The organism is Variovorax paradoxus (assembly GCF_030815855.1).
GTDB classification, from domain to species: domain Bacteria; phylum Pseudomonadota; class Gammaproteobacteria; order Burkholderiales; family Burkholderiaceae_C; genus Variovorax; species Variovorax paradoxus_M.
In genome coordinates this window covers 2,293,696-2,309,537 of record NZ_JAUSXG010000001.1, presented here as the reverse complement: position 1 = coordinate 2,309,537, position 15,842 = coordinate 2,293,696, and the positions used below count along the sequence as shown (strand labels likewise).

Below are 15,842 nucleotides of genomic sequence, written 5' to 3'. Positions count from 1 at the left end.
ATCCTGCATCCGCGTGCAATTGAATACCTTTGCATGAACTGCGCACCCAGTCCACTCCGTCACGCATGATGGACACTTGCAGGAGTGCCGCCCACACTGGCATGCGGCTTGCTGCCTTCAACAAGAACGACATTCGAGGGACCCCGCCTTTGATGGAACTCCAGGCTTCCCGCTACTGGCGAGATGCTGACCTCACAGGTCTTCAACTGACCGCCAACACCTTGCTGCATCGCGAGATTCGGCCGCACAGGCACGTCGGATTCACGCTCTCGGTGTCCGACACCGAACTGCACGTGCGCACCGGCAACCGCGTGACGGTCGTCCCCCCCGGCACGCTGCTGCGCATCGCGCCGCAGGTCTGGCACGCGGTGCAGGCGCGCAGCGCGCCATGGCACGAAGACGCGATGTACTGCAGCTCGGCCGTCGCGCGCTGCATCAGCGCCGCCCACGAAAGCACGCAGTTGGCGCGCGCGGAAGACGATGTCGGCGTCTCGGTCTTCCTCGATGCTTCGGCGGCCGCCGAATTCATCGAGTGCCACCGCCTGCTGCGGGAGTCCACCGGCACTGGCACGGGCATCGGCAACGAAGAAGACAGCGCGGTGGGCCGCGCCTTGCTGCGCCAACGCCTGGCCCGATGGATTCCGTTGTGCGCACCGCCCGCGCGCGCCGTGGGCAGCAGCGACGACCGCATGAACAGGCTGTATGAGCTGATCGTGTCCGGCTTTCATCAGCGCATGACGCTCGACAGCCTGGCCGATGCGGCGGGCCTGCATCCGGTGCACGTGCAGCGCCGCTTCAAGGGCGCGATGGGATTCACGCCGCATGAAATGCTGGTGGGGCACCGCATCGAGTACGCGCGCGACCTCATCGCGGGTGGCGCCCGCGTCACCTATGCGGCGCATGCCGCCGGCTTCACCGACCAGAGCCATTTGCACAAGACCTTTCTCGGCACCTATGCGGTGCTGCCTGGCGACTACCGCAGGCTCTCGGCGCTCGACGCCCTGCAGCCGGCCTCGGCGCGGAACGGCATCGTCGGTTGAGCCCTCAGGGCTGCCAGTCCGCCGCGGCGCTCACCAGCTGCACCCTGTTGCGCGCGCCGAAGCGGCGCCTGAGCTGGCGCATGTGATAGTCCACCGCATGGCTCGACAGGCCCAGCGCGTAGGCGATCTCCTTGTCGCTGAGCCCGCGCAGCAAGGATTCGAGAATCGATTGCTGCGTGGCCGACATCGGCGTCCTGGCAGGCAACAGACCGTCCAAGTCGAGCGCGGCGCCGGGCTTCTGGACATGGCGCGATACATGCTCATGCACGCTGAGGCCGAGCACCAGCGCGCGGCCCACCGCACCGTCGAGAATCCATCGCCGGCCAGGCGTGCCCGACAACAGGCTGATGAAGGTGAACTCGTGCGTCTGACCCGGCGACGCGAGGCGGAAGAAGATGCCGCTGCGAATGCCGGCGGCCTCCAGGCCGTCGAGCAGCATCCGTTGCCGCGCGGCAATGCCGACGGCCTCGGCTTCGGCCTGCATCGGCTGCCGGCATTGCGATTGCGCGAGCGATTCCAGGTCCCACACCAGCGGCAGGCCCGAGACCGGCGCATCCTTGAAGCGCGTGTCGACCTGGTGCCAACGCTGCGAGAAGTAGCGCCGCGCCCAGGCTTCATGCGCATGGCTCGTGAGGAAGCTCACGGGCCGCAGAACGCCCTGCCGTGTTTCCATCGTCGCGTAGCCCAGCCATTCGAAGCCGATCGAGCGCAACTGCGCCTTCACGAGCGCCTGGCGCGCCGCGGGCTCGCGCGCCTCGCGCAGCGCCGCGACGAGCCCGGTCGCATGCCGCTGCGAATCGGCGGTGGCCGGCGGTGCCGGCTTGTCGTCGGGATAGAAGAGAGGGAGTGCCCCGGCCGGATCGTCGCCGCCGCCGGGCGGCACCATGGGCGCCGCCCCCCTGCGCGCTGCCACCGCCGGAGCAGCACCGCGGCGCCGCGCGAACAGTAACGGCGGGATCGCGGCGGAGCCGATCAGGGTCGCAAATGCGTTCATTGCAACCAGTCTAGGAGCGGCCGCACTGCCGCACCAATGGCAATTGCGGTATGCGCCATAACGCAAATGCATGGCCGGCTCGGCGCTACAACTTTCGGCTCACAGCGGCGCAGCTGCGCGGATCAGATGTGCAAATTCCAGGTCTCGCGCGCGTAGTTCTCCAGGCCCTCGATGCTCTGCGGCAGCACGGTCGATTCCGAAGCCACGCTGCCGCCGCGCACCGGAATGTGCCGCACCACGATCTGTCCGGCCTCGGCGGCGTTCGGATCGCTCGCGGGGAAGCTGCCGTCGTTGTCGTTCATCCTGTCGTCGGTCAGGCCGTGCATCACGCGCACCCATTCGTCGGCCGGAATGCCGTGCGGCCCATCCTTGGCGAGACGGTCGCGCAGCAGTGCCATGCCCTCGTCCACCGTCTTGCCCTGCGACTTCATCAAGGCATTCCACGCCACCATCGGCGACACGCCTTCGTGCGTGCAGTCGAGCATGGCCCTGGCCTGCGCATCGCTGAAGCCGCGGTCGACCAGCGCGTTGCGCAGCGCCGGATCGCGCTGTGCTTCGCGGGCATCGACTTGGTCGTAGTGATGGGCGATGTTGTAGAACTGCTTGATGCCGGTGAACACCGCCACGCCCAGGCCGCCGATGGTGGCAACCTCGCCCGGGATCGCGAGCAGCGCGCCCAGCTCGACCGCGCCCGCCCGCGTGAGGGCCATGCCGGTCACGTTGACCAGCCCGACGCCGCCGTCCACGACACCGCCGACCCCCATGCCGATGTTGGTGTAGGTCACCCAGGTCGGCACCGTCTTCGCCTGCCCCACGGCCAGCGAGAGGTCGGCCACGCCCACGCCCGCCGTGCCGAGGCCGAACACGTACTTCCAGGCCATCTTGCCCTCGACGTCGGCCGCCGCGCCGTCGATCACGCGATTGCCGGCCAGCGAGCGCTCGGCCATCAGCGTGGTGTAGGGCTTGGCCATGAAGAAGGCCTGCGTCGGCACATAGATGCGGTGGTACCACTGCGCGTAGTCCTGCACGCCGTTGGCCAGGGGCCGCAGGTTGGTGAGTTCGGTGCTCACGTTGTGTGTCACGAAGCCGGCATTGGCGACCCAGCGCAGCGCCTGCCCGAAGGCGGTGTTGGCGTTGGTGGCGTTGTTGATGGTCTTCGCGCCGACCCCCAGCAACTTACCCAGCTTGCCGTCGAGTTCGCCGCCCAGGCGCGCGTACTCGTTGATGCGCGCCGCATCGGACAAGCCCGGGTCCACTTTCCCGATCAAGCCCACGTACTCGTCGACCAGCGCGGTGCCCTGGCGCACCTCGTTCGCGTTCAGGCCCAGCACGTTCGCCATCTTCTCGGTCTTGAGCTTGAAAGCTTTCCAGCGCTCGGCATATTTCACGGGCTCGGCCATCATGCCGTTGAACTGCGCGTCGGCCACCATCGACCACACCATGCGCGTGGTGCCCGACACGTGGCGCGTGACGAACATGACCGGGTTGATCAGGTACTCGGTCATGGTGCGCGGATCGGCCACGCCCTGCCTGGCGCGGCTCAACAGCGTCTGCCGCAGCTGCGGGCTCTGGCTGATCGCGAGCTTGACGTCGTCGCTGTCGTACACGTTCTTGAGCGTGCCTTCAAGGCCCTGCTCCGCCTCGCTGGGCTTGGCCCCCACGCGGAGGCCGTGCAGGCTTTCGTGCGTCTGCTCGAGCGTGCGGCCCCATTCGCCGACCACGCGCGTGGCATCGTCCACCCTGGCGGCCGCGTCGGGGTTCACGCGCCGGTACTGCGCCATCGCGTTGGCCACGCCCTGCGGCGTGCCGTCGGAGAAGTTCGCCACGTAGAAGGCCATGGAAGCGCCGGTGGCGTTGTAGCCGGCGGTACCGCGCAGGTTGCCGATGGCTTCGCCCAGGTGCTGCTTCTGCGCCTGCACGCCCTTGTCGATGCCCCCGAGCACGCTGTCGCGCAGATCTCCGCGGCCTTGCCGCTCGAGCGCATTTGCGAGCTCGACCGGCAGCTTCGCGCCGCCCTGCACGACCGCGCCCTCCACCGCGCGCGGAAGGCTGGCGGCGAACTCGGGCCGGGCGGCGAAACGGTCCTTCAGCAGCTCGGTGGCAAAGCGCTCCGACCATGCCGAGGTCGGCGAACGCGCATCGGCGGCATCGGCCACGATGGCGAGCCCTTCGACGAACTTTTCGAACTGCGCCATGCTGGCGAGGTCGTCGCTCGCACGCGGCAGGTTCCGGTGCATCAGGTCGAGCGCGCCCTGAGCCACCGGTTCGCCGACTTCGGGTGGCGCGTCGCGGTACTGCGCGAGATAGTCCCCCACGTCATGCATCTGCATGTCGTCGAGTTGCCCCATCGCGCGCGTGCGCTCGGCGTCGAACAGCGGTCGCAGGCCGGCGGCGGCCTTGTCGCGCTCGGCCGCGTCGCGGCTGGCATCGAGCCGCTGCCGTGCCTCTTTCGCGGCGCCGGCCACGTCGCCCTCGGCCAGGCGTTCCTTCACCACGCCTTCCGAATACAGCCGGCCCAGCATGGAGGCGTTGTTCTCGACCAACGACTGGTAGGCACGGCCATCGGGCCCGATCTCGATCAGCGTCGCGGTCGCGAATGCGGCCGGGTCCTGGCGCGCCAGCTCGCGGCTCTTGTCCGTGGCCAGCGCGGGATGCTCCGCCACGAGTTGCGCATAGTCCATCTGCGCCTCGACGTCCGCCGTGGTCCCTTTGAGCAGGCCCGAATCCCGCAGCGCATCGCGCACCGCAATGTCGCTGCGTGCGTCGAACTTGCCGAGCGCGACGAGTTGCGCCCGCTGCCGGTTCGCCGAGGCGACGGGATTCGCGCCGCGCTGCGCATCGCTGCGGATGGCCTTGAGCATCTCCGCCGAGAAAGCACCCCAGTGGCCGTCGGCCTTGGCCTGCAGCGCGCGCACGTCGGCAGGGTCGGCCCCGGGTTGCCTGGCCAGTGCATCGGCCTCGTGCTGCTGGTGCAGCGCCAGGCCGAGCGTCACTTCGGCCGGTACCGAGAAGGCTTCGGGCGCGGCCCGGAAGCCGGGCTCGCCATGGCTGTGGGGCGCGGTCGCGGAAATCGGATTGCGCGGCAGCCCGACCACGCCGCTCGGCACGTCATGGCCGGTGTCGATCGGGCTGATGGCATTGGCCGTGGTGATGCCCACCGCGGCCACCAGGCCCAGCGTGATCTGCCGCTTGATCACCTTGCTGACGCTCCAGCCCGTGGGCAGCGTGGCCTTCTTCTCGACGCTCGGCAGCGTGAAGCTGCTGTCGCCGCGCGTCACACCGCGCAGGCCGTTGGCGGCATCGATTCGCGTGGGCGACTGGTTCGACACGATGAACCAGTCGTCGGTCGACTGCGGCAGCGCCTCGCGCGGCGGCCGCACCTTGCTGGAACGGATCAGCAGGTTCGGGTCCTGCCGCTGCTCGGTCGTGGGCTTCTCCGTCTGGCGCGTGATCTCTCCCGTCTCGCGGTTCTTGACGCGGTAGACGGTTTCCTTGGCCTCCTTCGGTTCCAGGCCGAACTTGGCACCCATCTCGCGGCGCGGCATCAGCCCGCCGACGCCCTTGCCGGGCGTGCTGTTGCCGTACCAGCGCACCGTATCCGTACCCTTGGCCGCTCGGCCCTGGCCGGCGATCTGCTGCAGCGGAAGGTCTACCGCGGCGGCCTGGTCGCCATACAGGTCGGGCTGGCCCTTCACGCGGTAAACGTAGATGTTGTCGTTGCCGAAGCCCCCGCTCGTGAGCCTGGCATGCACTTCGGGCCATTCGTCGCCGCGGAAAGCGGCGCTCTGCGGCTCGGCCGGGCCGGGACCCCCGGGCTTCGGCCCCGCGCCCTTCGGCGGCGCCGCGCCGCCTTCGGGATCCGGGCCGCCGTCGGCCTTGACCTGCAGCGCCGCCTGCCGATAGAGCTCGGTCACGCCCACGTGCACCGTCGGCTCGTAGCCGGCGGCATGGTCGATGCCGGTGCGCGACTGGCTGTCCACGCCGCCTTCGCGCGTGATGGCGCGCATCACGCGCCGCACCTCGTCGGCCGTGGGCAGCAGGTCGCTGCGGTTGTGGTGCACCTCGAGCGCGGCCAGGGTCGCGTCCGCACCCCAGCTGCCGACGCCCGCTGTCACCAGCTGGTCCACCGTGACTTCGGAAGCAATGCGCTGGCCGTCCGGTGCGCGGCGCACGCGCTTGTCGACGTTGCCGCCGCCGACCTCGTTGCCCACGTCGAGGATTGCGAGCTGCTTGATCTTCGCAGCGCCGCTGCGGCCCTCGTTGATCGTTCGCGCCGCATAGAAGAATTCATCGAGCGCGGCCACGTGGTCGGTCACGCGCTCGCCCGTGGAGCTCCAGTACTGGCCCTTGGCATCGCGCCCGGGCGCCTCCACGCTGATGATCGCGTCGGGGTTGAGACGCTGCAGCATCCGCAGGGCTTCGCCTTCGGCGTGCGGGCCGATCTTCAGGCCGAAGGCCCGCACCTCGATGTCGCCCCGCCCGAGCACCGCGAGCGCGGCCTTCAGCGGCTTGACGTTGGCGGGAATGGTGATGCAGACCGTGTCCTTGCCGAGCTTGGCCAGCCCGGCGGCCAGCACCGCCGCACCCTTGGTGCTGTCCGACTCGGGCGCCACGCGGCCGGCGGCGGTGCGGATCGGAAAGCCCGCCACCACCGCGACCTTGCCGGCGTCGCCGAGCATCTTTGCCGCGGCATAGGCGCCGCCCGGCACGTGGATCGGAAACCCGCGGCCCGACGGATCGAAGGCCTGCAGCGCATCGATGGGATCGCCGGCCTCGTCCTGGTCGAGCAGGCGCTGGGCCTCCCCGACGTCGACGTCTGCGCCAAGCTTCTTCAGCGGCACCAGCGTGACGTCGTCGCGCTGGAGTGCGATGCGCAGCGTCTGCAGCACCTCGCTCTGCTGCACGGTGGCCTTGCCTGGATCGGTGCCGGTGCGGATGGCCTCGGCCTTGTCGGCCACCGCCGTGGTGATGCCGATGGCCCGGCTTGGGCCCGTGCCGGTGCCCGGCGGCAGATGCTCGGCCACTTCGATGGCCCGCATGGCTTGGTGGGCCATCGGATTGATCATCTTCACATCCGAGCGGCCGCGGTCCTGCAGCGACTTGGTGAAGAACGGCTCGAGCTCGGGATAGTGCGTGCAGCACCACGAGACGGTCGTGACATCGGACTTCGCAGCCAGGATCTTGTCGGCATAGTGGTCGGCCGCGCCCTGCATGCGCGCCCGCATGTCGGCGTTCATCGGATCGGCCATGTACTGGTTCACGATCGATGCCACGTCGAAGCCGTCGTCGGTGCCGCCGACCGGCAGCACATCCTTGTCGCGGTAGACGCCAATCAGGTCCGTGCCGGGCAGCGGCAGCGTCGCGCTCGCCTCGGTGGAGAACGCGACCACGCGTTCCCCCCGGTCCACGAGGCCCTTGTGGAAGGAGCGCGTGCTGTCGATCAGGTCGATGACCGGCGCGTTGATGCCGCGTGCGTACTCGCCCTTGCCCGAGGTGCACGCGGTGTTGCACGCCATCACGATCAGGTCTACGCCGAGCTTGTCGAGCGTCTCGAGGCCAGCGCGCGTGTGGTCGGCAATTTCGGTCTTGGTCTTGGGGCCGTAGGTGCCCGCCCCGTGGTCGCCCACCATCACCAGGTCGACGCGCGCGCCCGTGGTCTCTTCGACCACGCGCTTGATCTCGGCCGCGGCAATGATGCCGCCCGAGCCCGAATCGAACACGCCCAGCCGTAGCCGCACGCCGCGCAGGTCGATGGCCGGCGCCATGTGGATCTTCTCGGCGCGTATGCGCAGCATCGCGGCCACCGCGGCCTCGACGTCGGGCGACATGCCGCCCACGCCCGAGGTTCGCCCCCGCGAATCGGTCGAAAACGGCACGCGGCTGCGCGTCTCGCTGTCCACGCCGCCGGCCTTCATCATGTCCATGACCATGCTGCGGATGGCGCGCTCGTCCGGCACGGCACTCAAGGCGCCGGCGCGCCGCAGCACCTCGGTGCCGAAGGCATAGCCGACCCAGTTGGTGCGCCCGCCCGTCATCGCCACGTCGGCCGTGACGATCGAGGCGATGGGAGTGCCGTTCGGCGCGGGCTGCACGCGCGTGTGCACGTCGGGATGGCCGCCGCCCACCTCGTTGCCAAGGTCGAAGCCGGCCACGGTGGTGATGCGGTCGTTGCGCGTTGCATCGATGAAGAGCTGGTCGCGCGCGGCGGTGTGGTAGCCGATCGCCTGGCCATGGCTGTTGTGGTATTCGCCCTTCTCGGTGCGGCCGGGCACGTCGAAGCCCATCAGCAGGTCGGGCTGGTGGCGCCTGAGCAGGCTGGCGGAGCGCCACTCGGCGAGCCTGCCGCGCGCGTTGAAGCTCACGATCTCGTAGTGCTCGCCCTTGCGCTCGCCAAGCGCCTCGAGCGCGGCCTCGAGCACCTTGCGCTGCCGGCGGCCCGCGGCCACGTAGGTGACCTGCGCATCCACGCCATGCATCTGGCCCGAGTACAGGCGCGCCGCCTTGCCGGCCACTGCCGCACCGCCGGGGCCGCTGGTCTCGGCGCGGCCGTTCTCGATCGTGTAGCCCGCCGCGATCATCACGCGCGGCGCACGGCCCTCGGCCACTGCGCGGTCGATGGCCGCGGTCGCTGCATCGGCGCCCTCCTCGATGCCGCCCTGGCGGAAGATGCCTTCGGCCGGACGGCCGACAGGCATGGTGAGCGTTGCGTTGTAGACGTGCGGCTTGCCTTCCGGGGCTGCCGCCGTGAGGTCCCAGCGGTCGAACTGCGGGTTGGCAATGCCGACGGGGAAGACGCTCTTGTCGTTGCCGACGTAGAAAGCGCCGAGGATGTTGTGCGAGCGCGCCTTGCCGACGCGGGTCATCTCGCCGATGCCGCCTTCGGGCGCGACGCGATAGACCCATGCGCCGCCGCTGCGCTTGGAAACCGCTTGCTGCACCTTCTCGATGGTGTCGAAGACCTCCTTGCGCTTGGCGCGCACGTCGTCCCCGCTGAAGATGCCCTTGCTCGGGGGGCGGGTCGACACCACGAAGCACTCCTGCGACTCGGGGGTCGGGTTCTTCATGAGCGCCTGCGTCACGGCCTTGTCGGCGTCGGACAGGATCATGCCGGGCGGCAGCTTGCCAGGCTGGCCGGCCTCGCGCTGCTGCGCGATCGTGTCCTCGAGATGCAGCGCGGCGGCCATCCAGTCGCCATCGGTGCCGAAGGCCGATGGCTTGAGCGGCATTCCGTCGTCGCCGGCGCTCGCGGCGCGCTGCACGGGGCGGCTGTTCAGCACCACCGGGCCCTGTGCATCCGGGGGCGCCGCGCCCTCGGCGGGGCGCATGGGTATTGGGCCGCCGCGCTGCACGGCGTTGTACAGGTCGCTGGCCCACTGCTGGTGCGCCGGTGACGACAAGTCCTCGGCGCCGGCATAGAAGGCGTCGAACTTGCGGCCAAGAACCTCCTGCAGTTCCTGGTGTGCGGCATTGGAGAAGCGCGCGCGTTCCATGAGGGCTTCGAGCCCAGGGGTCATGCGCAGCATCGCATCGAGCGTCACGGCGGTGTATGCGCCGTGGTCGGCGCTGTCGACGCCCGGTCTCTGGTAGCGGGAGAGTTGGCCGGTGTAGCTGTCGTCAACGGACCTCGGCCCATAGGTTGCTTCGTCGAACTGCTGCGCCATCCGCTCGGCATCGCCCTCCTCGATCGCCCGGCCCGAGTAGCGGCCGGACTCGGGATCGAAACGCAGCAGGCCGCTCACCGGCTCGATGTCGAAGGTCGGCCTCAACGTGTCGCCGTCCTGCGCGTCGCGCAGCACGAAGACCTCGCGCTTTCCCTCGTGGCCATGTCCGCTCTCGTGCGCGACCCGACGCTGCACCGGCCGCGCACCCGCCTCGCGCTCCAGGGCCGGATTGCGCGCGACGATCGCCACGCCCTCGCTCTGGAAGTAGCGCCCCTCCATGCCCGGCATCTCCTCCGGGTTCAGCACGCGCAGGTCGACCGGCTTCATGCCCGCCTGCTCGCGCCAGGCCTGCACAGCGTCGAGGCCGAGGCCCTGCTCGCGGCTCGGCAGGCGCAACAATTCGGCGCGCGAGCGGTGCGCCCGTTCGAGCGCCTGCGCCACTCGCGGATCATTGGCCGAAATCTGCGTGACGCGCTTCGACCTGTCCATGTAGTAGACGGTGGCGTCGTCCGGCACATGCAGGAAGTTGTCGCGCGCGGCGCTGCCCGGCAGGATGAGCCCCGACGCCGCGCGGGTGGCGGCTTGCACGACCGGATAGCTCACCCGCAGCGCCACGGTCTCGGCGATGTCGCTGTGCGGATTCGGGCTCACGTCGCGCAGCGTCGCGGGGCCTTCGCCGGTCTTGTCGATGTGGACCGTGGCCAGCACCGCCTCCGGCGGCACCCGGCCGTCCGCGCCGAGCTTGGGCTCGTAGACAAGGGCGATGTTGTCGTGCCCGCGATCGCCGTTGCCGGCCTGCGCGGCATTCATCGCCTCCTTGAGCGTGGTGTAGCGCGCGGGCGGCAGCGCGGCCAGCGCCTCGGGGCTGTCCGCGCTGGCATACGCGGCCTTGCGCTGCGCGGGCGTTTCGCCGTCCACCGCCCGCGGCAGGCCGCTGTCGGTGGCATTGAGCGCCAAGCCGGTGTTCTCGTCGTAAGGCGTGGCGTGCAGGTAGAACGCGGTGTCGCGCAGCGTGCCTCCCGATTGCAGGATGGCCCTGAGCGTGCCGCTCCAGCTGACCGTGTGCAGGCTGCTGCCGGGTGGGGGCAGCGCGTAGTCGGAAGCGTCGTTGTTGTTGTTCGGTCCGTCGACGCCGTTGTTGCTGCCATCCAGGGCATCGGCCGTGTTGGACGGGTCCTGCCCCTCGGGTTCGGTCGGCACCGTGCGCGAGAGCAGCGGCACCACGCCGTCGGTCTGGATTTCGCCGCCTTCCTTGATGGCATGCACGATGAAGCCCGGCTGGCCGGCTTCGGCATCGGGGTTGCGTTCGATGCGGATCTGCTCGAAGCCCGCGCTGCGCAGCCGCTCGTGGATCGCCGCCGCCTGGTCGGGATCGATGTCCGGGGCTTCGCCGTTGCGGGGCAACGGACCTCCCGGATCATCGGCGGCGACGTGCAGCTCGACCCGCCCGCCCGGCGCCATTGCCTCCGACAACTGCGCGGGCACCAGGCTGTCTTCGTTCGCCAGGTGCGGCATCGCGAGGCCGGGCAGCACGAGCTCGTCGTGCAGCGTGCGGGAGGGGGCCGCGTTCTGCGCGGCCTGTGCCTGGCTACGTGCGCGTGCGGCCATGGCCGGGTGCAGCGCCACGTTGTTGAGCGTGCCCGGAATCACCTGCAGCGAGGCCGCGATGAACTCGCCGCGGTTCATGTGGCGGCCCTCGTTCGCGAGCGCGATCAGGTCACCGGTACCCAAGCCCGCCACGCCATCGTTCACGAACTGCGCACCGAGCCCGAAGTAGGCCAGCTGCTGCTTGGCGGGAATGCCGCCGGCCTGCGCCTGGGCCTGCGCGGCCGGCGAAACCGCCTTCCACAGCGGAATGGCGCCCGACACGCCGCCCGTGAGCGGCGCTGTGACCAGGCCCGCCGCCGAACTGACGAAGGTGGCGCCGATGCGCTTGTTGCCCTCTTCCGTGCCGAGCTTGCCGTCGAGGCCGACGCGTCCGGTTTCCACCAGGACGCGGCCGGTGCCGTCGAAGGCCTGCGAGGTCACGCCCGCGCGCGCGCCGACCACCGCGCGGCCCGCGATGTTCAGCGTGCCTTTGCTGCCGACCATCGTGCCGTTGGCCAGCAGCTTGGCGCTGACCGAAGCGCTGGTCTTGATGCCTGCACCCACGCCGGTGGCGGTGACGGCATTGGTGGCCGCGTCGACAAGCTCGTCCTTGAACGTGAACTTGACGTCGTCCCAGCTCGCGTTGCCGGTCAGCGCCTTGGCTTCGAGCGTCCACAGCGACGTGTGGCCATCGGCATAGATGTCGCGCCCCTGCGCGGCGGCGACGATGTCGCCCGTGGTGTCCCACAGCGCACTCACCGCCATCGCCGTGCCGAAGCCCACGGCCACGTTGCCGCCCGAGGCAATGGTGGCTGCAATGCCCGCAGCCGCCGTGACGGTCATGCGCACCGCATCGTCGACCACGCTCCAGGTGCCGTCGCTGTCGCGCACCCGGTCGGCCATCTTGTCGGACTGGACGTCGTAGGCGTCCATGAACTCGTTCTCGCGGCGCGCGTACTCCGAGGCCGAGATCCTTCCCGCGCGGAGGTCGTCGCGCAGGTCGCGCAGCCCATCCCGCTGCTTCTCCGTGTAGTTCTTGGCGTCTTCGGCGGAGTCGCCGGCCATGCTGCCCCAGACGTCACGCACCCAGGTGTGCCCTTCGATGCCCTTCTCGATGCCCTCGAGGTCCTTCTCGAGGCGGTCGTCGTCCTTGTCCCCGATCTTCAGCCACTGGTCTGTGAGCGAATAGCGCAGGTTGATCGCCGCCTGGAGCTCCTTGCCCTGGTCGGACGCGGACAGGAGCTTGTGGATTTGCCCGCTGCGATATTCGGCCGCGCGCAGGCTGCGCTGATCCTGGTCGGTGCCCAGCGCGTCCAGCTCTTTCTGGATCTCGGGATTGCGTTTGCCCCACTCGGCGATGTAGTCGTCCACCGAACGCGTCTTGTCGCGCAGGGGCCGCTCCGAAATGTCCTTGATCTGGCCGTTGAGCTTGGTGGTGGCTTCCTGGTTGTCCTCGGTGTATTTGTCCTCGGCTTTCTTGAGTGCCTCGGGATCGGCGCGGTCGGCGGCGGACACCGTCTTCAGGTACTCCGAATGTTTCTTGTTCTCTCCGATCTTCAGGTCGCTGATCTTGCCGTCCGCCACGTTCTTGATGAGTTCATCGAGCTTCTCCTGGCCCTTGAACTTCTCCGGCAAGACCGTCGGGTTGGCTTTCGTCCACGCGTCCTTCTTTTGCTGCAGCCGGTCGACCTCGCCCTGCGTCAGGTGGGTATTGGCCGCGCCGCTCGCGATGGAAGCCTGGTCGTAGCGGATGCCGGAGTCGAGCGCCGCATCGCTGGCCTTGTTGCGGTTCAGCCAGGCATCGCGCGCGGGCCGCCCCGCATCGGTGAGGTATTTCTCACCATGGTCGTCCATCATCTCCTGCTGCAGGACGAAATCCTTCCAGGCCGCCTTGTTCTCTTCCTCGTCGTTGCGGTACATCGGGCCTGGGGGACTTGCGCCCTGGGCCTCGCGCTTCTGGATTTCCTTCTCGTCGAGGCCACTCCAGCGCCAGGTGCGCTTCCATTTCTGGAATTCCGCCTCCAGGTCGGCGTCGGCCTGCACCTTGGCATCCTGCGTCTTCACCTGGTCGAACCCGGCCTCGGCCAGGTCCACGTCCTTGTTGGCGACGTCGACGATCCGGTCGACGTGGTCCAGCAATTCGAGGCGGTCGCTCAGCGCCTTGGCGGCTTCTGCCTGGTCCTTGCTGCCGGGCCGCGCATACGCGAGGTTCTGGTAGGCCACGCGCGCCTGCTCGTCGATCGTCACCCGCTGCTGCTTGGTGAGGGCCGAGGTGGCCTTGGCGTTGGCGATGGTGGCCTCGCCGCGCGCATCGGTCTGCTGCGACACCAGCTGCTTGCGCCGGTCGACCAGGTCGTCCACCGGTTCGCCCATGCGCCTGTAGAGGCGAATCGTCTTGTCGAGATTGCCGATCTGCTCGCCGTAGCTGTCGGCGTACTTGGCCTTGTCCTCGGCCTGGTGCTGCAGGTAGCCGAGGCCGCCGCTGGCCTCGACGCGCTCGGACTTGCCGGTTTCCGGGTTCTTCTGCGTGACCGTGTACTTGGTCTTGTCGTCGATGTCCTCGCGGCTGCCGCCGCCATGGTTCCAGTCGTTCCTCTCGACCACCAGCCGGTTGGTGGCGGGATCGTAGATCGTGCGGGTCTCGATGTAGCTGTTGTCGGCGCTGGCCTTGCTTACATCGACGGTACCTTCGGGCAGAGCCGCGAGCACTTCGTCTTCCGTCATGCCCATCGCCTTGGCGGTTTCGGCCACGGACTTCTTGTCGTCGAAGATCGACTTGCGCGCCGCCTCGCCGGGGCCGTTCTTGGCGTCGGGTTCGCCCATCAGCACCGTGCGGCGGCCGCTCGCGCTCGTGGCCACCACCTGCAGCGTGCCATCGCTCGCGGTGGTCTTCTCGAGCATCGAGCCGTCCTTGTTGAAAGTCTTCACCGTGGTCGGCACGCCGGCCACCACCAGTTCCTGGCCCGGCTTGAGCGCCTTGCCGTAGTCGACGTCGGGATTCAGCGCCAGCAGCTGCTCGGGCGTCAGGTCCGCGGCCTTGGCCACTTCGAGATAGCCTTCGTAGTCGTCCACCGCACGCGTGACCTGCCCCCCGGTCAGCGAGGTCGTGGTGTCGGTGCGCAGGCCTTTCTTGTCCACCACACTGACCGTGCGGGTGCCGGCGCGGCTGTCGATGGTGGTGGTGGTCGTGTCGCCGGTCTTAGCGTCTTTCGTGGTCTGGCTGTAGCGCCCGTTGCCGTCCTCCTTCGCGTCGACGGCCTCCTGGCCGCACGGTGCCTTCGGGTCCGGGAGATTGCCCTTGACCGCCAGGGTGTCATGCTTCGCGTCACGGCTGTAGGTGAGCGAGGCATCGCCGCGCTCGATGGTGGTGGCCTGCACGCCGTCCTTCGGCGCGGCCGTGGTGATCTGGACGCCCGCCGCGTTGGCCTCCGACAGCACCTGGTCGACGCGCATCTTGCGGTCGCTCGCGATCTGCTCCACGCTCTTGCCGTCCGCGATGCCAGTGAGCGTTTTCTTCACCTCTGGCGTGACGACCGGCTCGGGCGTCTTGAGAAAGGTGGTGAATGGCGAGGTCGCGTTCGTGCCGGTGCCGGACGACACGGTCGACGGCGGCAAGAGCAGGCTGCTGCTGGTGGTTCCCGCGGTGCCGGAGGTCAGCGTCGGGGTGAACACCAGGCCGTTGTTGGCGGCCGGGTTGGTGGTGGTCTTCGGCGAGACTTGAAGCAGCTGGGTGAGCGGCGTTTGCAGCGGATCGTCGGTGGCCTTGGCGGGCGGCCCCGCCGTGGTGGCGGGGGCCGGCGGACTGCCCCAGAACTCGGTGTTGGCCTCTTCACCGACGGCGCTGCCGAACTTCTTCGTCGCGGCATCGGCCTCGCCGCGCAGCTTCTGCGCCTTGTCTTCGGCCTTGGTGAGCGCCGTGCGCTCCTTCTCGGTGATGGTGGCCGACGGACGGCCCGGCGTCGGCGTCAGCTCGACCACCTTGGCCTCGGCGTCCTGCGCCTTGCTCTCCTTCTCTTGCGAGTCGAGATAGAGCTTCGAGAAGTCGCTGGTCTTCTGCGCGTCGTTGCGGTCGGCCTTCGCGTCCTGCACCTTCTTGTCGGTGGCCGCGGAGGCCTTGGCGTCGGGGGCTTTCGTTTCTTCCCGCTTCTGCTTGACTTCGGCCTTGAGCAGCGCGGCGTTCTTGTCTTTCAGGTCGGCGTCGGCGGTTGCATTCTTGGCGCGCGCATCTTCCAGCTTGGCGTCCTGCTGCGCCTTCTTGGCCTTGTTGGCGTCGGCCAGTTGCTTGGTCTTCTCTGCCTGGGCCTCCATGGCCTCGGCATGCTTCCTGGCTTCGCGGGCCTTGCGCTGCGCCTCGATGGCGCGCTTGCGGGCTTCTTCGGCTTGGCGCTGCATTTCGCGCAGCTTCTCGAGCAGCGCCTCCAGCTGGCGTTGCAGTTCCCGCGCGCGCGCCGCGGCGTCCGACTCGGCCGAACTCGCAGGCTGCTTTGCCGTGTTCACGGGGTTGGGTACGTTCACCGGCACGCGAGCGCTGCCGCCTCCATCCGCAATCAACATGGTTCA

3 protein-coding genes are annotated in these 15,842 nt (G+C 69.0%); 1 reads left to right on the top strand and 2 read right to left on the bottom strand.

Annotation, left to right across the window (positions count from 1 at the left end; genetic code table 11):
* Positions 1-152: 152 nt before the first annotated feature.
* The gene (locus tag QFZ42_RS10740) at positions 153-1,040 is read left to right on the top strand and encodes a helix-turn-helix domain-containing protein (protein WP_307704211.1); all 888 of its coding nucleotides are present in this window, start codon (positions 153-155) and stop codon (positions 1,038-1,040) included.
* 4 nt (positions 1,041-1,044) lie between these two features.
* On the opposite strand, the gene QFZ42_RS10735 is transcribed toward QFZ42_RS10740, so the two are convergent.
* The gene (locus QFZ42_RS10735) at positions 1,045-2,034 is read right to left on the bottom strand and encodes a helix-turn-helix transcriptional regulator (protein ID WP_307700940.1); all 990 of its coding nucleotides are present in this window, start codon (positions 2,032-2,034) and stop codon (positions 1,045-1,047) included.
* 122 nt (positions 2,035-2,156) lie between these two features.
* Positions 2,157-15,836 (bottom strand): glutamate cyclase domain-containing protein, encoded by a 13,680-nt coding sequence (locus QFZ42_RS10730; protein WP_307700939.1) that lies wholly within the window; start codon positions 15,834-15,836, stop codon positions 2,157-2,159.
* Positions 15,837-15,842: the final 6 nt, after the last annotated feature.

What these genes read in the sequence shown, in the direction of transcription:
- QFZ42_RS10740 (WP_307704211.1), top strand. Translation starts at nt 153, where the DNA reads ATGGAACTCCAGGCTTCCCGCTACTGGCGAGATGCTGACCTCACAGGT.
- QFZ42_RS10735 (WP_307700940.1), bottom strand. Translation starts at nt 2,034, where the DNA reads ATGAACGCATTTGCGACCCTGATCGGCTCCGCCGCGATCCCGCCGTTA.
- QFZ42_RS10730 (WP_307700939.1), bottom strand. Translation starts at nt 15,836, where the DNA reads ATGTTGATTGCGGATGGAGGCGGCAGCGCTCGCGTGCCGGTGAACGTA.